The 26653-nt window shown below is 48.9% G+C and carries 21 protein-coding genes and 2 tRNA genes; 20 read left to right on the forward strand and 3 right to left on the reverse strand.

Features of this window, described 5'->3' with window-relative positions:
* Positions 1 to 137: 137 nt before the first annotated feature.
* Positions 138 to 1061 carry a DMT family transporter gene (locus tag HER31_RS02830; RefSeq protein WP_168659169.1) on the reverse strand — a complete coding sequence of 308 codons (924 nt, stop codon included), beginning with the start codon at positions 1059 to 1061 and terminating at the stop codon, positions 138 to 140.
* 252 nt (positions 1062 to 1313) lie between these two features.
* Here HER31_RS02830 and dnaK point away from each other — a divergent pair, with 252 nt between their 5' ends.
* Positions 1314 to 3227, forward strand: a complete 1914-nt coding sequence (gene dnaK / locus HER31_RS02835) for a molecular chaperone DnaK (protein ID WP_168659170.1) — start codon at positions 1314 to 1316, stop codon at positions 3225 to 3227.
* Between the two features lie 110 nt (positions 3228 to 3337).
* Positions 3338 to 4480: a molecular chaperone DnaJ gene (gene dnaJ / locus HER31_RS02840; protein WP_168659171.1), complete on the forward strand. Its 1143-nt coding sequence runs from the start codon at positions 3338 to 3340 to the stop codon at positions 4478 to 4480.
* 64 nt (positions 4481 to 4544) lie between these two features.
* On the opposite strand, the gene HER31_RS02845 is transcribed toward dnaJ, so the two are convergent.
* Positions 4545 to 4895: a glutaredoxin family protein gene (locus HER31_RS02845; RefSeq protein ID WP_168659172.1), complete on the reverse strand. Its 351-nt coding sequence runs from the start codon at positions 4893 to 4895 to the stop codon at positions 4545 to 4547.
* Between the two features lie 193 nt (positions 4896 to 5088).
* Between HER31_RS02845 and HER31_RS02850 the strand changes: the two genes are divergently transcribed.
* The 8 genes from HER31_RS02850 (at position 5089) to HER31_RS02885 (ending at position 16049) form a co-directional block, all read left to right on the forward strand.
* A complete protein-coding gene (locus HER31_RS02850) occupies positions 5089 to 7047 on the forward strand; it encodes an alpha/beta hydrolase family protein (RefSeq protein WP_168659173.1) in 1959 nt (652 codons plus the stop codon).
* 172 nt (positions 7048 to 7219) lie between these two features.
* Entirely contained in the window at positions 7220 to 8035 is an 816-nt protein-coding gene (locus HER31_RS02855) for a M48 family metallopeptidase (protein WP_168659174.1), read from the forward strand.
* Between the two features lie 77 nt (positions 8036 to 8112).
* A complete protein-coding gene (locus tag HER31_RS02860) occupies positions 8113 to 8727 on the forward strand; it encodes a BamJ family beta-barrel-assembly machinery protein (protein WP_202983594.1) in 615 nt (204 codons plus the stop codon).
* A gap of 175 nt (positions 8728 to 8902) precedes the next feature.
* A complete protein-coding gene (dapB, locus tag HER31_RS02865; RefSeq protein WP_168659175.1) occupies positions 8903 to 9718 on the forward strand; it encodes a 4-hydroxy-tetrahydrodipicolinate reductase in 816 nt (271 codons plus the stop codon).
* A 157-nt stretch (positions 9719 to 9875) separates the two neighbouring features.
* The gene (carA, locus tag HER31_RS02870; RefSeq protein ID WP_202983595.1) at positions 9876 to 11030 is read left to right on the forward strand and encodes a glutamine-hydrolyzing carbamoyl-phosphate synthase small subunit; all 1155 of its coding nucleotides are present in this window, start codon (positions 9876 to 9878) and stop codon (positions 11028 to 11030) included.
* 18 nt (positions 11031 to 11048) lie between these two features.
* Positions 11049 to 14270 (forward strand): carbamoyl-phosphate synthase large subunit, encoded by a 3222-nt coding sequence (gene carB / locus HER31_RS02875; protein ID WP_168659177.1) that lies wholly within the window; start codon positions 11049 to 11051, stop codon positions 14268 to 14270.
* Positions 14271 to 14448: 178 nt separating this feature from the next.
* Entirely contained in the window at positions 14449 to 14925 is a 477-nt protein-coding gene (gene greA / locus HER31_RS02880; protein WP_168659178.1) for a transcription elongation factor GreA, read from the forward strand.
* Positions 14926 to 15044: 119 nt separating this feature from the next.
* Positions 15045 to 16049, forward strand: coding sequence for a DUF2860 family protein (locus HER31_RS02885; protein WP_168659179.1), 1005 nt, complete (start codon positions 15045 to 15047; stop codon positions 16047 to 16049).
* A gap of 62 nt (positions 16050 to 16111) precedes the next feature.
* On the opposite strand, the gene yhbY is transcribed toward HER31_RS02885, so the two are convergent.
* Positions 16112 to 16414 carry a ribosome assembly RNA-binding protein YhbY gene (gene yhbY / locus HER31_RS02890; protein WP_168659180.1) on the reverse strand — a complete coding sequence of 101 codons (303 nt, stop codon included), beginning with the start codon at positions 16412 to 16414 and terminating at the stop codon, positions 16112 to 16114.
* 124 nt (positions 16415 to 16538) lie between these two features.
* Between yhbY and rlmE the strand changes: the two genes are divergently transcribed.
* From rlmE to infB, 10 genes are all read left to right on the forward strand, one after another.
* On the forward strand, positions 16539 to 17168 hold the full coding sequence (gene rlmE / locus HER31_RS02895; protein WP_168659181.1) for a 23S rRNA (uridine(2552)-2'-O)-methyltransferase RlmE: 630 nt from the start codon (positions 16539 to 16541) through the stop codon (positions 17166 to 17168).
* A gap of 42 nt (positions 17169 to 17210) precedes the next feature.
* The gene (gene ftsH, locus HER31_RS02900) at positions 17211 to 19142 is read left to right on the forward strand and encodes an ATP-dependent zinc metalloprotease FtsH (protein WP_168663116.1); all 1932 of its coding nucleotides are present in this window, start codon (positions 17211 to 17213) and stop codon (positions 19140 to 19142) included.
* Positions 19143 to 19208: 66 nt separating this feature from the next.
* On the forward strand, positions 19209 to 20042 hold the full coding sequence (folP, locus tag HER31_RS02905) for a dihydropteroate synthase (protein WP_168659182.1): 834 nt from the start codon (positions 19209 to 19211) through the stop codon (positions 20040 to 20042).
* Positions 20043 to 20181: 139 nt separating this feature from the next.
* On the forward strand, positions 20182 to 20964 hold the full coding sequence (gene tpiA / locus HER31_RS02910) for a triose-phosphate isomerase (protein WP_168659183.1): 783 nt from the start codon (positions 20182 to 20184) through the stop codon (positions 20962 to 20964).
* A 7-nt stretch (positions 20965 to 20971) separates the two neighbouring features.
* The gene (secG, locus tag HER31_RS02915) at positions 20972 to 21310 is read left to right on the forward strand and encodes a preprotein translocase subunit SecG (RefSeq protein ID WP_168659184.1); all 339 of its coding nucleotides are present in this window, start codon (positions 20972 to 20974) and stop codon (positions 21308 to 21310) included.
* Between the two features lie 12 nt (positions 21311 to 21322).
* A tRNA-Leu gene (locus HER31_RS02920) sits at positions 21323 to 21408 on the forward strand.
* A gap of 51 nt (positions 21409 to 21459) precedes the next feature.
* Positions 21460 to 21536, forward strand: a tRNA-Met gene (locus HER31_RS02925).
* A gap of 436 nt (positions 21537 to 21972) precedes the next feature.
* A complete protein-coding gene (rimP, locus tag HER31_RS02930) occupies positions 21973 to 22428 on the forward strand; it encodes a ribosome maturation factor RimP (RefSeq protein WP_168659185.1) in 456 nt (151 codons plus the stop codon).
* 25 nt (positions 22429 to 22453) lie between these two features.
* A complete protein-coding gene (gene nusA, locus HER31_RS02935) occupies positions 22454 to 23956 on the forward strand; it encodes a transcription termination factor NusA (protein ID WP_168659186.1) in 1503 nt (500 codons plus the stop codon).
* A 29-nt stretch (positions 23957 to 23985) separates the two neighbouring features.
* Positions 23986 to 26643: a translation initiation factor IF-2 gene (gene infB, locus HER31_RS02940; RefSeq protein WP_168659187.1), complete on the forward strand. Its 2658-nt coding sequence runs from the start codon at positions 23986 to 23988 to the stop codon at positions 26641 to 26643.
* Positions 26644 to 26653: the final 10 nt, after the last annotated feature.

A 26653-nucleotide genomic window follows, 5' to 3' on the forward strand; every position in this document is an offset into this window, starting at 1 on the left:
CACTGTTACCGCTTAACTGGACTGCTCCAATGCGGCAGAAGATCAACGACGGTATTGCTTTGCCCTTGTATCAACACTCGCCACGTCGGTGCTTTAACAGCCTTGGAAAGAACAACACTTAATTGGTATACAGGCGTTTAATTGGTTGGTGCTGGTGCATTAGTTCTACGCACCAGCTTTATTACTTTTGGGCCAATTTTCTGTAGGATCAGCCCCGCGATAATCATCATCAAGCCAATGACTGTAGCGCTAGCAATCGCTTCTCCTAATATCTGCGAAATAAACATCAACGACATAAATGGGCCTAAGAACGCTAAGTTACTGAGGCTGGCGGTGTGTTCAGCTAAACGCATTGCCGTGAGCCACAAGACAAAGGTGATGCCCATTTCAAACATACCCACATAAGCGGCTCCGGCTAGCCCTTGCCAGTTTGGAATTGTTAGTTCTCCCCGGTACCAGCACAACGCCGCGCTCAATGGCAGAGAAACTAAAAAACCTAACAGTAAGCCCGCAATGGCATTGCCTTGTTGCTTGGTATTTACAATCCAATACAACGCCCAAAGTATGGTTGAGGTTAAGATCAACACTATACCGGTAGGATCAGCAACGCTAAAGGTACTGAAGTCGCCGCCGGTAGCGATAACCACCACCCCACAGTAGGCAAACAGTGCCGCAACCAGATCCCACAATTTGAGCTTTTGTTTGAGCATTGGCACCGCCAAGAACGACAACACAATAACCCAGGTGTAGTTAAGTGCTTGGGCTTGTTGCGCTGGCAAGCGATCGTAGCCTGCAAACAGTACGGCGTAATACAAGAAAGGATTAAGGATGCCACTGCGCAGATAATGTAGTGGTGCTTGGCGCCATTGCCGACCTAATTGCGAAAGCTGCCCTTTAACCGCGACGATTATTAGTAATATCACGCAGGAAAACAGCGAGGCAAACAGTACCAATTGCGCTGGAGATTGGTGTTCTAACGCCAATTTGAAGGCGGTGGCGACGGTTGACCAACAGAGGACGGCGGCGAAGCCAAACTGAAGGGCGCGGGTTTGATTTTTCACGGTTGCTGTCAACTTAACTGAGTAGGGGACTAATAACTTTGTATATTGTATACAATCTGTGTTGTGGCGATTATGAGAATTCCAATTTTTTTTAGTAAAGGCCTTGAAAGCCAAACAGCCAACCCCATTTATCTTTTCAGATTCAGTCGGCCGCAAATAATTGCGCGTCTCCCTTGAAAGGGCGTTGGGCTGACCCCACTTAGTTTTTAACTGTTTATACGTCGTTATTGTAAAAGTTTTCGGAGGCTTTCGATGGGAAAGATCATCGGTATTGATTTAGGCACCACTAACTCTTGTGTTGCTATTTTGGACGGCGATGCGCCGCGTGTTGTTGAAAACGCAGAAGGCGATCGTACTACCCCGTCTGTTATCGCTTACACCGATGGTGAAACCTTAGTTGGTCAACCAGCGAAGCGTCAGGCTGTTACTAACCCACACAACACCTTGTTCGCTATCAAGCGTCTGATCGGTCGTCGTTTTAAAGACGAAGTGGTTCAGCGTGATATCGACATCATGCCATTCAACATCGTTGAAGCTGATAACGGTGATGCTTGGGTTGAAGCGCAAGGCAACAAAATGGCTGCGCCTCAGGTTTCTGCAGAAGTTCTGAAGAAGATGAAGAAAACTGCCGAAGATTACCTAGGTGAAGAAGTAACTGAAGCGGTAATTACCGTTCCTGCATACTTCAACGACGCCCAGCGTCAAGCAACCAAAGACGCAGGCCGCATTGCTGGTTTGGATGTTAAACGTATCATCAACGAGCCAACCGCTGCTGCACTGGCATACGGTATGGGCAAAACTGTTGGCGACAACGTAGTTGCAGTATATGACTTGGGTGGCGGTACTTTTGATATCTCCATCATTGAAATTGACAACGTTGACGGCGAACAAACTTTTGAAGTTCTAGCGACCAACGGTGACACCCACTTGGGTGGTGAAGATTTCGATAACCGTATGATCAACTACTTGGCAGACGAGTTTAAGAACGAGCAAGGCATCGATCTTAAAAACGACCCACTGGCAATGCAGCGTCTGAAAGAAGCCGCAGAAAAAGCTAAGATCGAACTGTCTTCTGCTCAGCAGACCGACGTTAACCTGCCGTACATCACTGCAGATGCAACCGGTCCTAAGCACATGAACATCAAAGTAACCCGCGCTAAGCTGGAGTCTTTGGTTGAAGATTTGATCATCCGTTCTTTGGAGCCGTTGAAGGTTGCGCTGAACGACGCTGACCTGTCTGTTTCTGACGTAAATGACATCATCTTAGTTGGTGGTCAGACTCGTATGCCTAAAGTACAGCAAGCTGTTGCTGACTTCTTCGGCAAAGAGCCACGTAAAGATGTGAACCCTGACGAAGCGGTAGCCATGGGCGCAGCAGTTCAAGGTGGCGTATTGGCTGGTGACGTTAAAGACGTACTGCTGCTGGACGTTACCCCGCTGTCTCTGGGCATCGAAACCATGGGCGGCGTGATGACTTCTCTGATTGAGAAGAACACCACCATCCCAACCAAGAAGTCTCAGGTATTCTCTACTGCTGATGACAACCAGTCTGCCGTGACCATTCACGTTCTGCAGGGCGAGCGTAAGCAAGCTCAAGGCAACAAGTCTTTGGGTAACTTCAACTTAGAAGGTATCCAAGCAGCACCACGTGGCATGCCACAAATCGAAGTAACCTTCGATATCGATGCTGACGGTATCCTGCACGTATCTGCGAAAGATAAGGGCACCGGTAAAGAGCAGAAGATCACCATTCAGGCGTCCTCTGGTCTGTCTGAAGACGAGATCAACGCGATGGTGAACGACGCTGAAGCGAACGCTGAAGAAGATAAGAAGTTTGAAGAGCTAGTACAGGCTCGCAACCAAGCTGACGGTCTGGTTCACGGTACTCGCAAGCAGGTTGAAGAAGCTGGCGACGCACTGTCTGCTGAAGACAAAGAGTCTATCGAAGCGGCTTGTAAAGCGGTTGAAGAAGCAACCAAAGGCGACGACAAAGAAGCCATGGAAGCTAAGACTCAGGAGCTGATTCAAGCGTCTCAGAAACTGATGGAAATTGCTCAACAGCAAGCTCAAGCGCAACAAGCTGGCGGTGCTGATGAGCAGCCACAAGCGAAAGCGGCTGATGACGTAATGGACGCCGAGTTCGAAGAAGTTAAAGACAAGAAGTAATTCTTGTTGAGCATCTTCTTGCTGCTTAAATAGCTATTTGAGCGGGCGTCCGGTAAACCGGATGCCCGCTTTTCCATATTTATCGAGTAACACGGAACGCGACGCAGATTATGTCAAAACGCGATTACTACGAAATTCTTGGTGTAGGCCGAGATGCTAGCGAACGGGACATTAAAAAGTCTTACAAACGCTTGGCAATGAAGTTCCACCCTGACCGCAACCCTGGTGATGCGGCGGCGGAAGAGAGCTTTAAAGAGGCAAAAGAAGCCTATGAAATTCTTACCGACAGCCAAAAGCGCGCCGCTTACGATCAGTTTGGTCATGCCGGTGTTGATCCAAACCGCGGCGGCGGTGGCTTTGGTGGCGGCGGCGGTGCTGGCGGCTTTGAAGATATCTTCGGTGATGTTTTTGGCGATATGTTCGGTGGCGGTGGTCGTCGTGGCGGCCGTCAACAACAGCAAAGCGGCAGCGATCTGCGTTACAACCTTGAACTGTCTTTGGAAGAAGCGGTTAAGGGTTGTAAAAAAGAGCTGAAGATCCCTTCACTGTCTGAATGTGACAGCTGTAATGGCAGTGGCGCGAAGAAGGGCAGCAGTGCCCAAACCTGTGGTACCTGTCATGGCCAAGGCCAAGTACAAATGCGCCAAGGCTTCTTTGCAGTAGCTCAAGCCTGTCCTACCTGTGGCGGTCGTGGCAAGGTGATTAAGGATCCTTGTAACAAGTGTCATGGCGAAGGTCGCGTTGAAAAGACCAAGACCTTGTCGGTTAACATTCCTGCAGGTGTTGATACTGGTGACCGTGTTCGCTTAGCCGGTGAAGGCGAAGCCGGTCCAATGGGCGCACCAGCGGGTGATCTGTATGTACAGATGCACGTCAAAGATCACCCAATCTTCGAACGCGATGGCAATAACCTCTATTGTGAAGTGCCAATCTCATTCACCAGTGCTGCACTGGGTGGCGAGATTGAAGTACCAACCTTGGATGGTCGAGTGTCATTGAAGGTGCCTGCTGAGACGCAAAGTGGTCGTATGTTCCGTCTGCGTGGTAAAGGCGTTAAATCCGTTCGTAGTCATGCGGTTGGCGATCTTATCTGTAAAGTGATCATCGAAACTCCGGTTAACTTGACCAGCCGTCAAAAAGAGCTGTTGGAAGAGCTGGAGTCAAGCTTTGAAGGCAACAGCAATAAGCACCGCCCGAAAGCGGAAGGCTTCTTTGATGGTGTGAAGAAGTTCTTTGACGACCTCACCAGTTAGGCGTTGAGCCGCTCAAACTAAAACGGCCACTCAATTGAGTGGCCGTTTTTATAGGTACCGATAATTACTGTTGAGGTTCCAATTTACCGGTGGATTCCAATAGCTGGCGTACGTGGGTTTGGACAAACCCTTGCAACACCTTTCCTTCAACCACTAGTACCGGCACCGAGGTGCCACCAAATAGCTGCATCTCGGCGGCGGCTACTTTGTCGTCGTCGATGCTTACCATACGGAAATCGATCTCTTTCTCAGTGAAGTACTCTTTGGCACGCTCACAGTAAGGACAATCTTTACTGGAATACACTACAACGTCGGTGTCGTATTTAATGTTCGCATCGATCGCCTTTTTAAAGGAGGCGTGGGCAGGTGCGGTAAGCAGTAGCAGTGTGGTTAAAATCAGGGTGAAAAAGCGCACTAGAAACCTCTTAGGGAAAATGAAATCTAAGAGATTTTTTACCTGTTCGCGGAGATTGTCTACTCCATTAGGGTTAAATTGCGGCCGTAACCATGTTCTCTTGCAGAATTGTTGAAAATGTCACCGTCGCACTGGCTATGTACTGAACTTTTATTGTGTTAAATTCATACGTTTCACGGATGAAAAGAGAGCAATGATGGTAAGAATAATATTACTGCTAGTAAGCTTGTTAGCTGTGCCTCTGGTACCGGCGGAAACTCAAGCTGACATTTCCTATTTCACTCAAGCCAGCAGCTACAACGGGGTGAAAATCTCCCCTAAAGGTACCTATTTGGCGATACGTATGCCAAAAGATGGCCAGCAAGTAGTGGCAATCCTTGAGACCAAAACCATGGCGGTTAAGCATATTGTTCGCTTTGGTAATAATAAAGAAGTTGGCCAGTTCCACTGGGGCAATGATAATCGCTTGTTAGTCTCATTGAGTATTTTTAAAGGGTGGTTGGCTGGCGCACTTGATACCGGTGAGTGGTATGCGGTTAATGCTGATGGAAGCAAAGATAAGTACATCTTTGGTTATCGCGGAGGTGGTAGCGTCGGGGTGCGGGTTAAAAAGCAGGAATCTCGCCGTGCTTGGGGAAGCATTATCGACCTGCTTCCTGAGGACGATGACTACGTGTTAATGGCCTCCCAACCGATGAGCCGCACCGGTGAACGTCTGTCGGAGATCCTTAAAGTTAATATCTACAACGGTCAAGCGCGTGAGTTAGGCCGTTCGCCAATCCCTAACGCTTACTTTCTAGCGGATAAAAACGGTGATGTTCGCTTTATTGCCGGTGAAAGGCTCAATGGTAAATGGGATGTACGTTATCGCGATAAACGTGGAGACCAGTGGCAAACCATAGATTCTGAAGGGGAACGCGGAGGCACCTTTAAGCCATTGGCGTTTGCCGGACAACACCATGTCTATGCCTTGAGTAACTTAGGTGGCGATATCAATGGCATCTACAAGATGGATGTACGCGACGGCAGCATGAAGCTGCTATTTAAAGATAATGAAGTTGATCCATCGGACACCTTTACCAGCCCTGACGGTCGTGACCTTTACGCCATATTGGTGGAACCAGACTTTCCTAATTACGTATTTATCGATGGTGAGCATCCGTCGGCCAAGGTGTTGAAAAGCTTAATGGCGTCATTTCCTGGCAAGCAGGTACAGATAGCCAGCGAAACCCTCGATGGTATGAAAGCGGTTGTGGCAGTACGCAGTGATCAACAGCCGGTGTCATTCTTTTTGTTTGATAAAGGCAATAACCAATTGCGACCGTTGGTTGAGAGCCGCAGCTGGGTTGATGAGCGAACCGCGTCATTGGTTGAGCCGATAAAGTTTACCGCTCGAGATGGCAAAGTGATCCAAGCCTATCTGACGTTACCCCCGGGGCTTGAATTAAGTACTGCCAAGAAGTTACCGATGGTGGTTAACCCTCATGGCGGCCCTCATGGGATCCGTGATCGTTGGGGTTATAACTACGAAACCCAATTGTTGGCCAGTCATGGCTATGCGGTGTTACAAGTTAATTTCCGTGGTTCTGGTGGCTTTGGCCGTGCATTTGAGCAAGCAGGCTATCGTCAATGGGGGGGAGTAAGTCAGTTCGATATCATTGACGGTACCCAATATGTGGTTGGGCAGGGCATCGCTGATCCCAAACGGATGTGTATTTACGGTGCCAGCTTTGGCGGCTATTCGGCGTTGCAAAGCTCTATTCTGGAACCGGATCTATTCCAATGTGCCGTTGGCAGCATGGGGGTATATGATCTTGAGATGATGTTTGATAACGGCGACATCCAAACTCGTCGAACTGGTATCAACTACCTCAATCAGGTGCTGGGTGACGACAAAGCGCAGCTGCAGCAATATAGCCCAGTAAATAACGTCGATAAGCTGAAAGTGGCGCTGATGCTGATTCATGGTGAAGAGGATGAGCGGGTGCCAGTGGAGCAGGTAGAGGCGTTGCGAGTTAAGTTAGATAAGATAAGTTACCCCTATCAATACATGGAGATGGATAAGGAAGGGCATAGCCTGGCAGATCCCGAAACGCGCCAAGCATATTATCAAAAGATTGTCGGCTTCTTAGACCAACATTTGCAGCTATAAAGCGCTAAACCACGAGAACTGGCAGCAACTTAGCGGAGCGATGCTGCCATTCCCTTGGGAAACAATCGGCAACGGCGATGAACTTTGGTGTTGGTTTTATATTGATGGGCTTGTGCTGTTAATATATGGAAATGTTAGATAGGTGTTTCCAGTCAAGATAAGGAAGTCAAAAATGAAACGAATGCTGATTACCGCCGGGTTATTTGGGTTAGTGGCGTGTACTGCAACGTCACCTACGGGGCGCGATCAAATACTTATGTTTAGCGCTGATGAAATGAGAACCATGGGTGACCAGTCGTTTGAGCAAATTAAGCAGAAAGAGAAGATCAGCACCGATAAGGCGATTAATGCTTATGTTCAGTGCGTGACTGCAGCACTGACCAAACCGGAGCACCTGCAAGCCATCGATGCCAGTCAAACCGAGTCTTGGGACTTGGTGGTATTTGACTCTGACCAAGTAAATGCCTTTGCTCTGCCTGGTGGCCACATTGGTGTCTATACCGGTCTCCTAAAAGCAGCGCAAACACCGGATCAATTGGCGGCGGTTATCGGCCATGAGATTGGTCACGTATTAGCTGATCACGGCAACGAGCAAGTATCTCGCGGTCAAGCAACTGAGATGGGCATGCAGATGATCCAAGTTGCCCTTGGTGCTACTGGTACACCCAACCAAGATATGATCATGGCTGGCTTAGGCTTAGGAGCGCAATATGGGGTGATATTGCCATTTGGCCGACAGCAAGAAAGCGAGTCGGACGTCATCGGTATTGAGTTGATGGCGCGCGCTGGATTTGACCCTGCTCAATCGATTACGTTGTGGCAAAACATGGCCAAAGCCTCTGGTGGCTCAGCCCAACCAGAATTCATGTCGACTCACCCCTCTCATGACACGCGCATTACTGAATTGAGCAATCGGCAGCCAGAGTCTCAAGCCCTTTATAAACAGGCACAACAACAAGGTTACCGACCAAGCTGTAAAGTCCCATAATCATTGGCTTGGCGCTGGGTAAGCGCGTTGGTTGGTGGTATTATTCGCACCTTTAAAACCCACTAAAAATGGAAAAAATGATGACTTTTGAGTCTGTTGAACAGAAAGTAAGCTACGGCGTTGGCCGTCAAATGGGCGAGCAACTGGCTAGCCAGAGCTTTGAAGGCGTTGATATCGCTGCAGTACAAGCTGGTTTGGCAGATGCCATGAACGGCGTTGCGTCTGTAGTTCCAGAAGCTGATCTACAGCAAGCATTTCAGGTTATCTCTGAGCGCATGCGTGCTGAAGCTGAAGCCAAAGCTAAAGAAGCTGCTGGCGAAGGCGAAGCTTTCTTGGCAGAAAACGCTAAACGTGACGGCGTTACCGTTACCGAGTCTGGTCTGCAGATTGAGATCCTGACCCAAGGCGAAGGCGAAAAGCCTACCGCTGAGTCTACTGTTCGTTGTCACTACCACGGTACTTTCACCGACGGTCGTGTATTCGATTCTTCTGTAGATCGTGGCGAACCAGCAGACTTCCCAGTTGGCGGTGTTATCGCTGGTTGGACTGAAGCACTGCAAACCATGCCTGTAGGTACCAAGGTTAAGCTGGCTATTCCACACAACCTAGCTTACGGCGAGCAAGGCGCTGGTGGTGCAATTCCTCCTTTCGCAGCCCTAGTATTTGAGGTTGAATTACTGGAAATCCTGTAATAGGGAATCAGTAAAAACAAAGGGAAGCTTCGGCTTCCCTTTTTTGTTGCCGCAGAAATGTATATAGTGCGCGAATTGACGACAGTCACACTCTAATTAAGAAGTATCGATTGAGTCACTAAGTGGTGAGTTTAATTCACCTTGGTGGCGCTAATAGATTTGTGGGGAATGTACATTGAAAAATCTTCGAGTTGCTATCGCTGGCGCCAGTGGTCGTATGGGGCGAACACTGATTGAATCGGTTATGGCGCATAAAAGCATCGAGCTAGGTGCTGCGCTGGAGCGCTCCTGTTCAACCTTAGTTGGGTGCGACGCTGGTCAGCTTGTTGGCCGTGGTACCGCCAATGTAGCGTTGGCAGCAACTATCGAAGAGGTCGCTGATGATTTCGATGTATTGATTGATTTCACCTCACCAGAATCAACCTTAGCCTATGCACAGCAGTGTAAGGCATTAGGTAAATCGATGGTGATCGGCACCACCGGTCTCAATGCAGAGCAACAGCTGCAGTTACAGCAGTTGGCTACCGAGATGCCAATCGTATTTGCGCCGAATATGGCCGTTGGCGTTAATCTTATGTTCCGCTTATTAAAGATTGCTGCCGATGTGATGGGCGAGCAATGCGATATTGAGATCCAAGAGACACATCATCGTTTTAAGAAAGATGCCCCATCGGGTACTGCGGTTAAGATGGGCGAAGTAATCGCAGCTACCTTAGGTCGTGATCTTAACGAATGCGCAGTTTATGGTCGTGAAGGTATCGAAGGCGAGCGTGACCCTAATACCATCGGCTTTGCTACCACTCGTGCCGGGGATGTGGTCGGTGAGCATACCGCGCTGTTTGCAGATATCGGTGAGCGGATAGAGATAACCCATAAGGCGACCAGCCGGAGCACCTTTGCTAATGGTGCGTTGCGAGCCTCGCAATGGCTTATTGAAAAGCCCGCCGGTTTGTATGATATGCAGCAAGTACTCGGTTTCGAGAATAGTTAAATAAAAAAGCACGCAATTAGCGTGCTTTTTTATTGTGAATATATAGGCAAATGAGGTTTTCGCTGGTATAGTTCGCGGAATTTGTCAAAAATTAGCTTTTTGCATATTGCCCTGCTGCCGTAAAGGCATAGAAACCAAAAACTTATAACTTATATTGGTGGAGGTCAAGTTGAAACAAACTGCCCTGTTAGTGCTCCAGGACGGAACTGTTTTCCGTGGTAAATCCATAGGTGCGTTAGGAATGTCGGCCGGAGAGGTCGTTTTTAATACTTCCATGACGGGTTACCAAGAGATATTGACCGATCCTTCTTATTCCCGCCAAATTGTTACTCTTACTTATCCCCACATTGGCAACACCGGCACCAATGCCGAAGATACCGAATCCGCAGCGATTCACGCCATGGGCTTAGTGATCCGCGACCTTCCTGTTTTAGCTTCAAACTTCCGTAACGAACAATCCTTAAGTGACTACCTCAAACAGCATGGTGTGGTTGGCATTGCCGACATCGACACTCGTAAGCTGACACGTATCTTGCGTGAAAAGGGAGCGCAGGCAGGTACCATTATCGCTGGCGAAGACAATGTTGAAAAAGCATTGGCTGCAGCGCAAGCCTTCCCCGGTTTGAAAGGCATGGATTTAGCCAAAGAAGTTACCGTTGATAAGCCATACCAATGGCGCCAAGGTAGCTGGAAGCTGATTGGCGGCTTGCCATCAGATACGCCTACTACTGCATTGAAGTTCAAGGTTGTTGCGTACGATTACGGCGTGAAACACAACATTCTACGAATGCTGGTTGACCGTGGTTGCGATGTGACCGTTGTTCCTGCGCAAACCCCAGCGTCGGAAGTGTTGGCGATGCAGCCAGATGGTGTGTTCCTGTCTAACGGTCCTGGCGATCCAGAACCCTGTGATTACGCCATCAATGCTATCAGCGAAATTCTGACCACTGAGATCCCGGTATTTGGTATCTGTTTGGGTCATCAGTTGTTGGCTTTAGCCTCAGGTGCACAAACCATCAAAATGAAGTTTGGTCATCACGGTGGTAACCACCCCGTACAACAGTTGGACGACCAACGGGTAATGATCACTGCTCAAAACCATGGTTTTGCGGTTGATGAAGCCACCTTGCCTGCGTCCCTACGCGCAACTCATAAAAGTCTGTTCGACGGTTCTTTACAAGGAATCCATCGCACCGATAAGCCAGCATTCTCATTCCAAGGGCACCCAGAGGCGAGCCCAGGGCCGCACGATGCGGCGCCATTGTTCGATCACTTTATCGGACTGATGAATGAGTTTAAGGCCCAGAAATAAGCGCGAGAGAAGAGAACAATGCCAAAACGTACCGACATAAAAAGCATCCTTATCCTTGGCGCTGGCCCAATTGTAATTGGCCAGGCCTGTGAGTTCGATTACTCTGGCGCGCAAGCGTGTAAAGCACTGCGTGAAGAGGGTTATCGCGTTATTCTGGTGAACTCTAACCCAGCCACCATCATGACCGATCCTGAGATGGCCGATGCTACTTACATCGAGCCTATTCACTGGGAAGTAGTACGCAACATTATCGCCAAAGAGCGTCCTGATGCGGTACTACCAACCATGGGCGGTCAAACCGCGCTGAACTGTGCCCTAGAGCTTGAGGCCAAAGGCGTACTGAAAGAGTTCAACGTCGAGATGATTGGCGCCACAGCTGACGCTATCGATAAAGCGGAAGACCGTGCTCGCTTTGATAAAGCGATGAAGTCTATTGGTCTTGAGTGTCCTCGTGCAGGTATCGCTCACACCATGGAAGAGGCCAACGCGGTGCAAGCGGAAGTAGGTTTCCCTTGTATTATTCGCCCATCATTCACCATGGGTGGTAGCGGTGGTGGTATCGCTTATAACCGTGAAGAGTTCGAAGAGATCTGTACCCGCGGTTTGGACTTGTCGCCAACCAACGAACTGTTGATCGATGAATCACTTATCGGTTGGAAAGAGTACGAGATGGAAGTGGTGCGCGATAAGGCGGACAACTGCATCATCGTTTGTTCCATCGAAAACTTTGACCCAATGGGTATCCACACCGGTGACTCCATCACCGTTGCGCCAGCGCAAACCCTAACCGACAAAGAGTACCAGTTGATGCGTAATGCTTCGATGGCGGTACTGCGTGAGATCGGTGTTGAAACTGGTGGTTCTAACGTGCAGTTTGGCGTATGCCCTAAGACTGGCCGTGTGGTTATTATTGAGATGAACCCACGAGTATCCCGCTCGTCGGCATTGGCTTCTAAAGCTACCGGATTCCCAATCGCTAAGATTGCCGCCAAGTTGGCAGTTGGCTTTACCCTAGATGAGCTGCAAAACGACATCACCGGTGGAGCAACCCCAGCGTCGTTCGAACCATCTATTGATTACGTCGTTACCAAGATTCCTCGTTTTAACTTTGAAAAGTTTGCTGGCGCTGACGACCGCCTGACCACTCAGATGAAGTCTGTTGGTGAAGTGATGGCCATCGGCCGTACCTTCCAAGAGTCGATGCAAAAAGCGTTGCGTGGACTTGAAACTGGCATGACCGGTTTTGACTCTGTCGTTGATGTGAATGCAGTAGACTCGTTGACTAAGATCCGCCACGAACTGCAAGAAGCGGGTTGTGAGCGTGCTTGGTACATCGCCGATGCCTTCCGTGCAGGCCTGTCGATGGAAGCGATTCGTCGTATTACCAATATCGACCCCTGGTACCTAGTGCAAATCGAAGAGTTGGTTCAGCTGGAAGAGCAGGTGAAAGAGGGTGGTTTACGCTGTCTCGATTACGACTTCCTGCGCACCTTAAAACGCAAAGGCTTTGCTGATGCGCGCTTGGCTGCTCTGATTGGTGTGGCTGAGGCCGAAGTACGCAAACTGCGTCATAAGCTGAATTTGTTCCCGGTATATAAGCGTGTTGATACCTGTGCCGCTGAATTCTCTACCGATACCGCTTACATGTACTCTACCTACGAGGATGAGTGTGAAGCGAATCCATCGGAGAAAGAGAAGATTATGGTTATCGGCGGCGGCCCTAACCGAATTGGCCAAGGCATCGAGTTTGATTACTGTTGTGTGCACGCGGCACTGGCGATGCGCGAAGACGGTTACGAGACCATTATGGTTAACTGTAACCCTGAAACCGTATCTACCGACTACGACACTTCAGACCGTCTCTACTTCGAACCAATTACCTTTGAAGACGTGCTTGAAATCGTCAACGTAGAGAAACCAAAGGGTGTAATTGTGCAGTACGGTGGCCAAACTCCACTGAAACTGGCTCGCGCTCTGGAAGCGGCTGGCGTCCCAATTATTGGTACCAGCCCAGATGCGATTGACCGTGCTGAAGACCGTGAGCGTTTCCAGCAAGCGGTTGAACGTTTGGACCTGAAACAGCCAGAAAACAGCACCGTAACCGCATTGACGCAAGCTGTAACCGACGCCGAACGCATTGGTTATCCATTGGTTGTTCGCCCATCCTACGTACTGGGTGGCCGTGCCATGGAAATTGTTTACGACGAGCAAGATCTTCGCCGTTACTTTAGCGAAGCAGTAAGTGTATCCAACGAATCACCAGTGTTGCTGGATCGATTTTTGGATGACGCCACCGAAGTGGATGTCGATGTTGTGTGTGATGGCACCGATGTGGTTATCGGCGGCATCATGGAACATATCGAACAAGCGGGTGTTCACTCTGGTGACTCTGGCTGTTCACTGCCTCCATATACCTTAAGCCAATCCATCCAAGATCAGATGCGCGAACAGTGCCGCAAACTGGCCTTAGAGTTGGGCGTTATTGGTTTGATGAACGTGCAGTTTGCAGTTAAAGACGATGTTATCTACCTGATTGAGGTGAACCCTCGTGCAGCTCGTACCGTGCCGTTTGTGTCAAAGGCAACCGGTGTTCCACTAGCGAAGATTGCCGCTCGAGTTATGGCTGGTAAATCGCTTCAAGAGCAGAACTTCACCAAGGAAGTTATCCCGCCTTACTACTCGGTTAAAGAAGTGGTATTGCCGTTTAACAAGTTCCCTGGTGTTGACCCACTGCTTGGCCCTGAAATGCGCTCTACTGGTGAAGTAATGGGGGTGGGTGATACCTTCGCTGAGGCATACGCCAAAGCACAGCTGGGTGCCATCAAGGATGTGCCGAAAAATGGCCGTGCATTGTTGTCTGTTCGTAGCGGTGACAAACGTCGCATCGGTGACTTAGCACAGAAACTAATTGAGCTGGGTTACGAGTTAGATGCAACTCACGGCACTGCAGTGGCGTTGGGCGAAGCGGGCGTCAACCCTCGCTTGGTAAACAAGGTGCATGAAGGTCGTCCGCACATTCTGGATCGCATCAAGAACGGTGAATACACTTACATCGTAAATACCACTGAAGGCCGCCAAGCAATTGAAGACTCGCGTCAATTGCGTCGAGGCGCCTTGCGTTATAAGGTGAATTACACCACCACTATGAACGCAGCATTTGCAACGTGTATGGCACATAACGCTGATGACCGTAGCAATGTAACCTCGGTACAAGAGCTGCATAAGCGCAGTTTAGGCTAATCGAGTCGCGATAAAACCGAAACCGTTGCTTAAACAGAACGCCGGATGGGATGACCCGCCGGCGTTTTGCGTTTACAATTCTATCCAATAGAATGCCCACGAATTTTTCAAACCGCGGCAGCTAGTGCGAATAAATCGCGTTGGCGCGGCGTGTTTTTGTCAAAGAAAAGAGAACATTATGGCTACAGCACCAATGACGGTATACGGCGCAGAAATGCTTCGTGAAGAGTTGGAACATTTGAAATTCACCAAGCGTCCAAAGATCTCTGAGGCGATCGCACAAGCTCGAGAGCTAGGCGATTTGAAGGAAAATGCTGAATATCACGCCGCTCGTGAAGAGCAAGGCATTGCCGAAGCACGTATTCGTGACATCGAAGGCAAGTTGTCTAACGCGCAGGTGATTGACGTAACCAAGATGACGAATAACGGCAAAGTTATTTTCGGCACCACCGTTACCTTAGTTAACGTTGCAACCGATGAAGAGGTGACTTACCGCATCGTCGGTGATGATGAAGCTGACTTCAAAAACAAACTGATTTCAGTCAATTCGCCAATGGCTCGTGCCATGATTGGTAAAGAACTGGATGACAGCGTTGTCGTTAAAGCCCCAGCCGGTGATATTGAATACGAAGTGTTGCGCGTCGAATACATTTAAACCCGCTAAATATAAAAAGAAAGCTGCCAAGGGCAGCTTTTTTTATTTGCCTAATCTGAACACGGATCCATAGCTAACCTCCTATACTTGTTAAAGGTATTTCACAATGGATGTATGAGATGATTAGAACTGCATTAGCGGTCGTAATATTGGCTGCACCAACGGCATGGGCAGCTGACCCATTTACTATTCCTCAACAACAGGGTTGGAGTGGCTTTGTTGGTGGCGGTGTTGGTTATTATAGCTTGGAATCAAACTTTGTTGCCGGTACCCGAACCTTAGAGTTAGGCGATGAAAATATTGACTCATTGAATAGCAGCGCAGATCGCAACGATGAGGTGGTGCCAGAGTTGGCGGCGGATCTTCGTTACACCTTCTCAAACCTCAAGACTCAGGCCTATTTCGGTAACTTGGTGCAGGATCAGGTTCGACTGGATTGGACGCAACGCTTAGGTGTGCGTCACCAAACAGACAATCTGGGTATGATTGGTGCGAGTGTGCTGTTCTCAATGGTGCCGACTGAGGTGTGGGAAGATCCTTATCAATTAAAAGATCGAGATCGTACTGATCGCAGTTCAAGTGGCATCCGACTGTCTTGGGATGCCATTGCTCAATCGCCATTTGGTATGGATGTAAGTTATCGCGAGATTGAGATCGATACCGAACGCTCTGGCCGATCGTTGCCGCTATCTAGCGCTGAAGTAGACTCTCTCGACCGTGAGGGTAACAGTCGCCGAGTACAGGTTTATGGCCGTTGGATAGTTGATGGACAACACATCTTTATCCCTGCGGTTTCCCATACTGACCGTGATCTAGACGGCTCAGCGGAGAAGGGCAGTAGTTCTGGTGTCCAGATGAGTTACGCCTACATTCAACCTAAGTTTACCCAAACATTCAGTGGCTACTTTGGTAAACGGGATTATGACAACCAGAATCCTATTTATGGCAAGAAAGCGGATGCAGATGAGTTTGGTTTAACCAGTATTACTTTCGTTAAAGACATATTTGGTTGGCAAAAATACGATTTACGAGTGACTGCCAGTTATGTCGAGTCAGACTCTGACCTTAACTTCTTTGATTCGAAGATGTTTGGCTTAAGCTTCGATGTGCTTTATCAAATCTAAGCGCAACAAAAAAGGGAGAGGCATAAGCCTCTCCCTTTTTGTTCCAGCAGCTAGCGTTAGGATTAACGTGCTTTAGGAACTTCAATTTTGCGCTCAGGCGTTGCACGATACAGAACCTGGATGTGGCCAATGGTCTGCACTTCAACGGCTTTGGTTTCGCGAACGATAGCGGCCATGATGGCCTTCTTCTCTTCGCGGTCTTCACTAGAAACCTTCACCTTGATCAGCTCATGGTGATCCAGTGCAAGTTCAACTTCCGCTAGTACGCCTTCGGTTAGGCCATTAGCGCCAAGCATTACCACAGGCTTAAGCTTGTGGGCTAGGCCTTTAAGGAACTGCTTTTGTTTTGTGGTCAATTGGCTCATTTGGGCACTCTTTTTGACGTTGGGGACTTGAAAAGCGGCTATTCTAGCCTCATATCGCCAGTAATTCTATTTTCTTACCATACTGAATGCAGTATTGGTGGCCACAAAGGGGTAGCCACAAGGCATGAGCAAGAAAAAACATTCGGCCAGTTCCAAGCGTTGGCTTACAGAACATTTTGATGATCACTACGTAAAGAAAGCACAGAAGCAGGGTTTACGTTCCCGTGCCATCTTTAAGTTAGAAGAGATCCAGCTAAAAGATAAATTGCTCAAACCTAAAATGTCGGTAGTCGATCTTGGTGCAGCTCCTGGTGGCTGGTCTCAGTTCGCCGTGGAACAAGTAGGCTTGGACGGCATGGTTATCGCTTGTGATATTTTGCCGATGGACCCAATCGCTGGCGTCGACTTCTTGGAAGGCGACTTTCGTGAAGAAGCGGTGTTAAATGCATTATTAAATCGTGTTGGTGACAACAAGATTGACGTAGTGATGTCGGACATGGCGCCGAACTTTTCGGGTACCGATGGTGTCGACCAACCTAGAGCGATGTATTTGGTCGAGTTAGCGTTCGATATGTGCCATCAAGTGTTAGCCAAAGGTGGTGCATTTGTGGTCAAAGTTTTTCAGGGCGAAGGCTTTGATCAGTACCTGCAAGACGTACGTAACAGTTTTACCAGCGTAAAAATTCGTAAACCGGACAGTTCACGTGCTCGTTCTCGTGAAGTCTACATTGTGGCTAGCGGTTACAAAGGGTAAGCTAGCCCTTAGTAAACCAAGGAATTTGTGAGGTTATATCCCTTGAGCGATATGGCAAAGAATCTGATTTTATGGCTTGTTATCGCAGTTGTTCTGATGACTGTGTTTCAAGGCTATTCCCCATCGTCTGGAAACAACGATGGAATGAGCTACAGCACTTTTGTGCAGGCTTACCAAAACGGCTCTGTTCGCTCGGTTGAGATTGAGGATCAATCCACCATTACTGGTACCACCAGTAGCGGTGAAAAGTTCGTCACTTATATGCCGGTGTATGACAAGGACCTGCTTAACGAACTGATGAAGTACGATGTGGATGTGATTGGTAAGCCGGCTGAACAGCCGAGCATGCTGGCACAGATCTTCGTTTCTTGGTTCCCAATGCTGTTGCTTATCGGTGTGTGGATTTTCTTCATGCGTCAGATGCAGGGCGGCGGCGGCAAAGGCGCAATGTCCTTTGGTAAGAGCAAGGCTCGGTTGATGGGCGAAGACCAAATCAAAACCACTTTTGCTGATGTTGCTGGTTGTGACGAAGCGAAAGAGGAAGTGGAAGAGTTGGTGGACTACTTGCGTGATCCAACCAAGTTCCAAAAATTGGGTGGTCGTATCCCTACCGGCGTATTGCTGGTTGGTCCTCCAGGTACTGGTAAAACCTTGCTGGCGAAAGCGATTGCTGGTGAAGCCAAAGTACCGTTCTTTACCATCTCCGGCTCTGATTTCGTTGAGATGTTCGTTGGTGTTGGTGCATCCCGTGTACGTGACATGTTCGAACAGGCTAAGAAGTCTGCCCCATGTATCATCTTTATCGATGAGATCGATGCAGTCGGTCGTCAACGTGGCGCTGGCATGGGGGGAGGCCACGATGAACGTGAGCAAACGCTGAACCAAATGCTGGTTGAGATGGATGGTTTTGAAGGTAACGAAGGCATTATTGTTATCGCTGCTACCAACCGCCCTGACGTATTGGATCCAGCGCTATTACGTCCTGGTCGTTTTGACCGTCAGGTTACCGTTGGCTTGCCAGATGTTCGCGGTCGTGAGCAGATCCTTAAAGTGCACATGCGCAAAGTACCGTTAGCTGAAGGTGTTGATGCAGCACTGATTGCTCGTGGTACTCCAGGTTTCTCAGGCGCTGAACTGGCTAACTTAGTCAATGAAGCCGCTTTGTTTGCTGCTCGAGGCTCCAAACGTCTTGTTGCGATGGAAGAGTTCGAGAGAGCTAAAGATAAGATCATGATGGGCGCCGAACGCCGCTCCATGGTGATGAGCGAAGATGAAAAGCGGATGACCGCCTATCACGAATCTGGTCATGCCATTGTTGGTCGTTTGGTACCAGAGCACGATCCGGTTTACAAGGTATCTATTATTCCTCGTGGACGAGCCTTGGGTGTCACTATGTACTTGCCTGAGCAAGATCGCTGGAGCCACTCGAAGCAACACCTTGAATCGATGATCTCCAGTTTGTACGGTGGACGTATTGCTGAGCAGCTGATCTACGGTGACGATAAGGTTACAACCGGTGCGTCTAACGACATCGAACGGGCTACCGATATCGCTCGTAAGATGGTGACTCAGTGGGGCTTGTCTGAAAAACTTGGTCCAATGAACTATGCCGATGAAGACGGTGAGGTGTTCTTAGGTCGTTCTATGGCTAAGGCCAGTCACGTTTCTGAAGGTACCTCGCACCTTATCGACGAAGAAGTAAAAGTCTTTGTTGAACGTAACTATGAACGCTCTCGTACTATCTTGAGCGACAACATGGATATCTTACACTCCATGACTGACGCGCTGATGAAGTATGAAACCATTGATGCTCGTCAGATTGACGACTTAATGGAGCGCCGTGAGGTTCGTCCACCATCCGATTGGACCGAAGATCACAAAGATACCCCGTCTAATGGCGACGGTGGTGCAAAGGTCGAAAAAGAGGACTCCTCCGAGCCAGAATCAGGTACGGAAGAAGCACCAGCGAAGTAACTCGTTTATTCGCTCGTTAAAAGGCCCCGCCATCGCGGGGCTTTTTTGTATAAGAAGGATTTCAGCATGTTGTTACGCTGCGCTGACAAACAACTTGATCTCAGTACACCTCAGGTAATGGGGATCCTAAACGTTACCCCTGATTCGTTCTCCGATGGCGGTCAGCACAACCGCTTGGCAGATGCGTTAGCACAAGCCAAACGCATGGTTGAACAGGGGGCCACCATTATTGATATCGGTGGTGAATCAACCCGGCCTGGCGCGGCCGATGTGAACGTCGATGATGAATTGGCGCGAACTATCCCGGTGATTGCTGCAATTAAACAGCAGCTCGATGTAATAGTGTCTATTGATACCTCCAAAGCGAAAGTTATGACCGAAGCTGTCGCTGCTGGAGCGGGGATCATTAATGATGTTCGAGCGCTACAAGAGCCCGGTGCACTTGAGGCGGCAGCCGCGACGAATGCCGCGATCTGCTTAATGCATATGCAAGGGCAACCAAGAACCATGCAACAGCAACCTCGCTATGCCGATCTGTTTGCTGAGGTAAACCAGTTTTTTGCACAACGGATTACCGCCTGTAACCAGATTGGTATCGATTCGTCTCGTTTGCTTCTGGATCCGGGGTTTGGTTTCGGAAAAACTCTGGAACATAACTTTCAGTTGTTGGCTCAACTGCAAAAATTACGATCTCATCGACTTCCGCTCTTGATTGGTTTATCACGAAAAAGCATGATTGGAACCTTACTTAATCGTAGTGTTGAACAGCGAGTCGTTGGCAGCGTCGCTGGTGCCTTACTGGCCGCGCAGCAGGGAGCCGAGATCCTTCGAGTTCATGATGTCGCCGAGACCGTCGATGCTTTGACCGTTTGGCAGCAGGTTCAGCGTTATGGTAACTAAAGCGTCAAATTGAACGCTTTTTATCAAAAATTTCATTGCTTTGTCTAAAGAATCAGCGAACGGGCGGTAACTTGGTTAACGGCACTTGTAAGTTAAAAGTCAGTTAGCTATTATCACGCCGCTTTCACAGGAGATGCATATGGCTACAAGACGTCCCGTCATCGCAGCTAACTGGAAAATGGCCGGGAGCCAACAGTTGGGTGAAGAAGTACTGGAAAAGTTCAAGCTGCTACCAAGTAGTTCAGCTGAAGTGGTCATTTGCCCACCTAGTGTATACCTTGATAGCTTGCAGCAGCAGTTGTCAAAACATAGCTCGGAGCTAGTTAATCATCGAATTAGCCTAGGTGCTCAGAATATGAGTCATCAGGAATTCGGTGCTTACACCGGTGAGACATCCGGAGCGATGCTGAAGGAATTCGGCTGTAGCTATGTTATCATCGGTCACTCCGAACGCCGTCGTATGTACGGTGAGAGCAGCGACATTGTGGCAGATAAATTTATCATGGCGCAAAAAATGGGTTTAACCCCAATTTTGTGTGTCGGTGAGTCTTTAGCTGCTCGTGAAGCGAATCGTACCTTTGAGGTGTTAAACGGTGAGCTGAATGCGGTGCTTGATAAAGTTGGTATTATGGCGTTTGATAACGCACTAATTGCTTACGAGCCTTTATGGGCTATCGGAACCGGCAAAAGCGCAACCCCTGAGCAAGCTCAGGAAGTTCACGCTTTTATTCGCCAGCGATTAACGGAAATCTCCCCATTTGTGGGTGAGAAAATCCGTATTTTGTACGGTGGCAGTGTTAAGCCGAGTAATGCGGCTGACTTGTTTACCCGACCAGATGTCGATGGCGGCCTTGTTGGCGGCGCCAGCTTGAATGCGAGCGACTTTGTAAATCTTTGTCGTATAGCCTCAGAATCGGAATGATTGAACGATGCTTTTTGAAATTTTAATGGTTTGTTACTTGTTGGTTGCTCTGGCTATTATTGGCTTGGTACTCATCCAGCAAGGTAAGGGAGCTGGTATGGGCGCATCCTTCGGGTCTGGCGCTTCTGGTACTTTATTTGGCTCCTCTGGTTCAGGTAACTTCCTGAGCCGCAGCACTGCGGTGCTGGCTACTCTGTTTTTTGTGTTAAGTCTGTTGTTGGGCCGTTTAAGCTCTCACACCGGTGAAGAAACCGATGATTGGAATACCCTTGAGGTTCCAGCAGTAGAACAACCTGTTAGCGATGCTCCAGCAAGCGATGTGCCTGCAACGGACGTACCTAACTAAAAAAGTTTTTGTGCCGTGGTGGTGGAATTGGTAGACACGCCATCTTGAGGGGGTGGTGAGCTATGCTCGTGCGGGTTCAAGTCCCGCTCACGGCACCATTATTTAGCTTCTGATACATGTCTATGTGTGTTAGGATGCATCCAAATTGACGCGGGATGGAGCAGCTTGGTAGCTCGTCGGGCTCATAACCCGAAGGTCGTCGGTTCAAATCCGGCTCCCGCAACCAATTTAAAGTGTCTGTTAATAGAGCTTGTTTGATTTAGCCTTTAGGCTTTTACAGATAACCTCGAAGGCAACGGTTTAATTCCGATTGCCGCAGTCATTTGATTCAGATTAGTAAGTTAATTTGAATAGAGATGTCATCTACCTATTGCCCGGTGATGATGTCACCTCGCGACCGTAAGGTCGGGTCATTAGACCTAAACCCGCAGCGAGGGCGGTGGCAGTAACTGCTGCCGAGTTTCAGCAATGAAACTCTAAACAGGGTATAGCTAACTTTAAGCCCCGTTTTAACAACGGGGTTTTTTGTATTCTGGCGTTGGTGAAATCGTATTTTGATTTTATTGTGCTGCTGTCCCTTGGGGTTTGGCTACTAAATACTATGGTATAAGTAGTCGGGTATTAGGGCTGTTAGCCCTTTTTTTGTTTATAGGGGTATACCCATGGCGACGATTCAACAACGCCTAACCGAGATGCTGGCAGAACCAGTAGAAATGCTCGGTTATGAGCTTTGGGGCTTGCAGTTTATTAGTGCAGGTAACCACTCAATTTTACGCCTATTTATCGATCATGCAGACGGCATCTCGGTGCAAGCGTGTGCAGACGTAAGCAGACAGGTTAGCGCGGTATTGGACGTAGAAGATCCGATCAGCACTGAGTTTAACCTTGAAGTATCTTCCCCAGGGATGGATCGACCGCTGTTTACGGCGGAGCATTACCAAAAATATCTCGGTTCGGATGTAAATGTCGTGCTGAATATGCCAATGGAAGGTAAACGTAAGTGGCGAGGCGAAATCATCGCAGTAGACGGTGACAACATCTCCTTGCGTTGTGATGGTCAAGAACAAACTTTGATTCTGTCGAACGTACAGAAATCTAACTTGATTCCTAAATTTTAAGTTTCAGGGTGAAACGAGGCTGAAAATGAGCAAAGAAATCCTGGCCGTTGCAGAAGCGGTATCTAATGAAAAAGCGGTACCACGCGAGAAGATTTTTGAAGCACTAGAAATCGCACTTGCTACTGCCACTAAGAAAAAGCGTGAGCTTGAAATTGAAGTTCGTGTTTGCATCGATCAAAAGACTGGTGAATTTGAAACGTTCCGTCGTTGGGAAGTTATCGCTGATGAAGATGAGATGGAAGTCTCTACTCGTCAGGTATACCTGTCTGCTGCCCGTGCAATGGAAGAAGATGAAACCATCGAGGTTGGTGACTTCGTCGAAGAAGAGATCGAATCGGTAACCTTCGACCGCATCACTACCCAAACCGCTAAGCAAGTCATCGTACAAAAAGTACGTGAAGCTGAGCGTTCTCAAGTAGTTGAGCAGTTTAAAGATAAAGAAGGCGAGTTGGTAACTGGTGTTGTTAAAAAAGTAAACCGTGACTCTGTCATCGTTGACTTAGGTAATAACGCCGACGCTATCTTGTTCCGTGAAGAGATGCTTCCACGTGAAAACTTCCGCCCTGGCGACCGCGTTCGTGCGTTGTTGCACAGTGTTCGTTTGGAAGCCCGTGGTTCGCAACTGTTCCTGAGCCGTTCACGCCCTGAGGTGTTGATCGAGCTGTTCCGCATTGAGGTTCCAGAGATTGGCGAAGAGATGATTGAAATCATCGGCGCCGCTCGCGATCCAGGTTCTCGCGCTAAAATTGCAGTGAAGACCAACGATAAGCGTATTGATCCAGTCGGTGCCTGTGTTGGTATGCGTGGCGCTCGAGTTCAAGCTGTTTCTGGCGAACTGGGCGGCGAGCGTATCGATATTGTGCTGTGGAATGAAAACTACGCTCAATATGTGATCAATGCGATGGCACCTGCTGATGTAAGCTCTATCGTAGTAGATGAAGACGCACGTTCAATGGACGTGGCAGTAGAAAAAGATTCATTGGCTCAAGCGATCGGCCGTAACGGTCAAAACGTTCGCTTAGCCTCACAAGTTACCGGTTGGGAATTGAATGTAATGACCACCGATGACTTGGCTGAAAAGCATGAGCAAGAGTCGGCCAAGATGATTGCGGTATTTGTTGAAGGTTTGGATATCGACGACGAATTTGCCGGCGCATTGGTTGATGAAGGCTTCACCACTTTGGAAGAGATCGCTTACGTACCAATGGCTGAGCTGTTGGAAGTAGATGGCTTGGACGAAGAGACTGCAGAGATGCTGCGTGACCGTGCTAAGACCGCCCTAACCACCAAAGCACTGGCTTCTGAAGAAGCACTAGACGGTGTTGAACCAGCAGCTGATCTGCTGGGTCTGGAAGGTTTAGAGCGTCACTTGGCCTTTGTTCTGGCTAGCCGTGGTGTTATCACCTTGGAAGATTTGGCCGAGCAAGGCGTTGATGACTTAACCGACATCGACGAGCTGAACGAAGACAAAGCTGGTGAGTTAATCATGGCTGCACGTAACATCTGCTGGTTCAGCGACGAAGCGTAAGCACCAGTCAACAGAGGATATAAAGGATAATGTCAGAGAAAACCATCAAGTCTCTTGCCGAAGAAGTTGGCAAGCCTGTTGACCGACTGATTACTCAGTTTGCTGAAGCCGGTATCACCAAAGGTGAAGGCGACAAAGTTACGCAAGAGGAGCAGCAATCGTTGCTGACTCATCTTGCCAAGCAACACGGCGGTCAGGCTGAGCCGACCCGCATGACGTTGCAACGTAAAACCAAAACCACGTTGAGTGTTAACAGTGGCGGCGGCAAGAGCAAGGCAGTTCAAGTAGAAACGCGTAAGAAACGCACCTACGTGAAGCGCAGTGCTGTTGAGGAACAGGCCAAGCAGGAAGCGGAAGAGCAAGCTCGCCGTGAGGCAGAAGAGAAAGCACAACGCGAAGCAGAGATTGCTAAGCGTGAAGCTGAAGAGCAAGCCCGCCGTGATGCCGAAGTTAAGGCACAGCGAGCGGCTGAAGACAAAGCTAAGCGTGAAGCTGCACAAGCAGAGCGCAAAGCTAAATCTGATAAAGATCCGGCCATCGTTGCGCAAGAAGAGAAAGCCAAACAAGAGGCAGAAGCATTGTTAAAAGCGCAAGAAGCAGAAGCGGCACGTAAAGCGGAAGAACTGGCTAAAGCGAAGGCTGAAGAAGCCAAGAAGCTGGCAGAAGAAAATTCTTCCCGTTGGGCTGAAGAGGAAGCTAAGCGCAAGGAAGCTGAAAAGAACGCTGATTACCACGTAACCACTTCGCAAGAAGCTCGTGCTGCTGAAGATCAGCAAGACGCGAAAGCTGAGCGTAGCGGTCCACGCCGTAAGAAGAAGCCAGCTCAAGATCGTAACGCACGCGGTGGTCGCAATGCTCGCGGTGGTCGTAACAAACGTGGTGCGAATGCCCCAACTTCAATGCAGCACGGCTTCCAGAAGCCAGCAGAGAAAGTCGTTCGTGACGTTGTTATCGGCGAAACCATCACTGTTGCCGAACTGGCAAACAAGATGGCTATCAAAGCAACTGAAATCATCAAAGCGATGATGAAGATGGGCTCCATGGTAACCATCAACCAAGTTATCGATCAGGAAACTGCTCAGGTAGTTGCTGAAGAGCTTGGTCACAAGGTTGTGCTGCGTAACGAGAACGAACTTGAAGATGCAGTAATGTCCGATCGTGACACCACTGCAGAGCAAGTTAACCGTGCACCAGTTGTGACCATCATGGGCCACGTTGACCACGGTAAGACCTCGCTACTGGATTACATCCGTACTGCTAAGGTTGCTTCTGGTGAGGCCGGTGGTATTACCCAGCACATCGGTGCATACCACGTAGAAGTGGGCGATGGCATGATCACCTTCCTGGATACCCCAGGACACGCTGCATTTACCTCAATGCGTGCTCGTGGTGCTAAGTCTACCGATATCGTTGTTCTGGTTGTTGCTGCAGACGATGGCGTAATGCCACAGACCATTGAAGCGATTCAGCACGCGAAAGCGGCTGACGTGCCACTGGTTATCGCAGTAAACAAGATGGATAAAGAAGATGTTGACCCAGATCGTGTTAAGAACGAACTGTCTCAGCATGGTGTTATTCCAGAAGATTGGGGCGGCGAGCACATGTTTGCTCACGTTTCAGCGAAAACTGGTTTAGGCATTGACGCACTTCTTGAAGGCATCTTGTTGCAATCTGAAGTACTGGAACTGAGTGCTCGTGCTGAAGGCATGGCACGCGGTGTGGTAATCGAATCTCGCTTGGACAAAGGTCGTGGCCCAGTTGCTTCGGTACTAGTTCAAGAAGGTACTCTGCGTCAGGGCGATATCGTTCTGTGTGGTCTAGAGTACGGCCGTGTTCGTGCCATGCGCGATGAAAACGGTAAAGAGATTGAAGTTGCTGGTCCGTCTATCCCAGTTGAGATCTTAGGTCTGTCTGGTGTACCTGCCGCGGGCGATGAAGCCACTGTAGTACGTGACGAGAAGAAAGCTCGTGAAGTTGCCCTGCATCGTCAAGGTAAGTTCCGCGAAATCAAGCTGGCTCGTCAGCAGAAGGCTAAGCTGGAGAACATGTTCTCTAACATGACCGAAGGCGATATCTCTGAGCTGAACGTAGTACTGAAAGCTGACGTACAGGGTTCTTTGGAAGCGATTGCTGACTCACTGACTAAGTTGTCTACCGACGAAGTGAAGGTAAATATCATCGGCCGTGGTGTTGGTGGTTTGACCGAAACTGATGCCTCTTTGGCAGCGGCTTCTAACGCTATCTTGGTTGGTTTCAACGTACGTGCTGACGCAGTTGCGCGTCGCATGGTTGACAACGAGAACCTAGACTTACGTTACTACAGCGTAATCTACGACCTGATTGATGAAGTTAAGTCTGCTATGTCTGGCATGCTGGCTCCTGAATTCAAGCAGCAGATTATCGGTCTGGCTGAAGTACGCGACGTGTTTAAGTCACCTAAGATTGGCGCTATTGCCGGTTGTATGGTTACTGAAGGCGTGGTTAAGCGTAACGCGCCAATCCGCGTACTGCGTGATAACGTTGTAATCTACGAAGGCGAGCTTGAATCTCTGCGTCGCTTTAAAGACGATGCTCCAGAAGTGCGTAATGGCATGGAATGTGGTATCGGCGTTAAGAACTACAACGACGTTAAAGTCGGCGACCAAATCGAAGTATTTGAAACCGTCGAAATTAAACGCTCCCTGTAATCGAGCGATT

This window comes from Ferrimonas lipolytica, assembly GCF_012295575.1.
GTDB lineage: Bacteria > Pseudomonadota > Gammaproteobacteria > Enterobacterales > Shewanellaceae > Ferrimonas > Ferrimonas lipolytica.

Bases quoted from the DNA above. Each gene is read 5' to 3' on its own strand.
- dnaK (WP_168659170.1), top strand. From the start codon at position 1,314: ATGGGAAAGATCATCGGTATTGATTTAGGCACCACTAACTCTTGTGTT.
- dnaJ (WP_168659171.1), top strand. From the start codon at position 3,338: ATGTCAAAACGCGATTACTACGAAATTCTTGGTGTAGGCCGAGATGCT.
- HER31_RS02850 (WP_168659173.1), top strand. From the start codon at position 5,089: ATGATGGTAAGAATAATATTACTGCTAGTAAGCTTGTTAGCTGTGCCT.
- HER31_RS02855 (WP_168659174.1), top strand. From the start codon at position 7,220: ATGAAACGAATGCTGATTACCGCCGGGTTATTTGGGTTAGTGGCGTGT.
- HER31_RS02860 (WP_202983594.1), top strand. From the start codon at position 8,113: ATGATGACTTTTGAGTCTGTTGAACAGAAAGTAAGCTACGGCGTTGGC.
- carB (WP_168659177.1), top strand. From the start codon at position 11,049: ATGCCAAAACGTACCGACATAAAAAGCATCCTTATCCTTGGCGCTGGC.
- greA (WP_168659178.1), top strand. From the start codon at position 14,449: ATGGCTACAGCACCAATGACGGTATACGGCGCAGAAATGCTTCGTGAA.
- HER31_RS02885 (WP_168659179.1), top strand. From the start codon at position 15,045: ATGATTAGAACTGCATTAGCGGTCGTAATATTGGCTGCACCAACGGCA.
- yhbY (WP_168659180.1), bottom strand. From the start codon at position 16,414: ATGAGCCAATTGACCACAAAACAAAAGCAGTTCCTTAAAGGCCTAGCC.
- rlmE (WP_168659181.1), top strand. From the start codon at position 16,539: ATGAGCAAGAAAAAACATTCGGCCAGTTCCAAGCGTTGGCTTACAGAA.
- folP (WP_168659182.1), top strand. From the start codon at position 19,209: ATGTTGTTACGCTGCGCTGACAAACAACTTGATCTCAGTACACCTCAG.
- tpiA (WP_168659183.1), top strand. From the start codon at position 20,182: ATGGCTACAAGACGTCCCGTCATCGCAGCTAACTGGAAAATGGCCGGG.
- secG (WP_168659184.1), top strand. From the start codon at position 20,972: ATGCTTTTTGAAATTTTAATGGTTTGTTACTTGTTGGTTGCTCTGGCT.
- rimP (WP_168659185.1), top strand. From the start codon at position 21,973: ATGGCGACGATTCAACAACGCCTAACCGAGATGCTGGCAGAACCAGTA.
- nusA (WP_168659186.1), top strand. From the start codon at position 22,454: ATGAGCAAAGAAATCCTGGCCGTTGCAGAAGCGGTATCTAATGAAAAA.
- infB (WP_168659187.1), top strand. From the start codon at position 23,986: ATGTCAGAGAAAACCATCAAGTCTCTTGCCGAAGAAGTTGGCAAGCCT.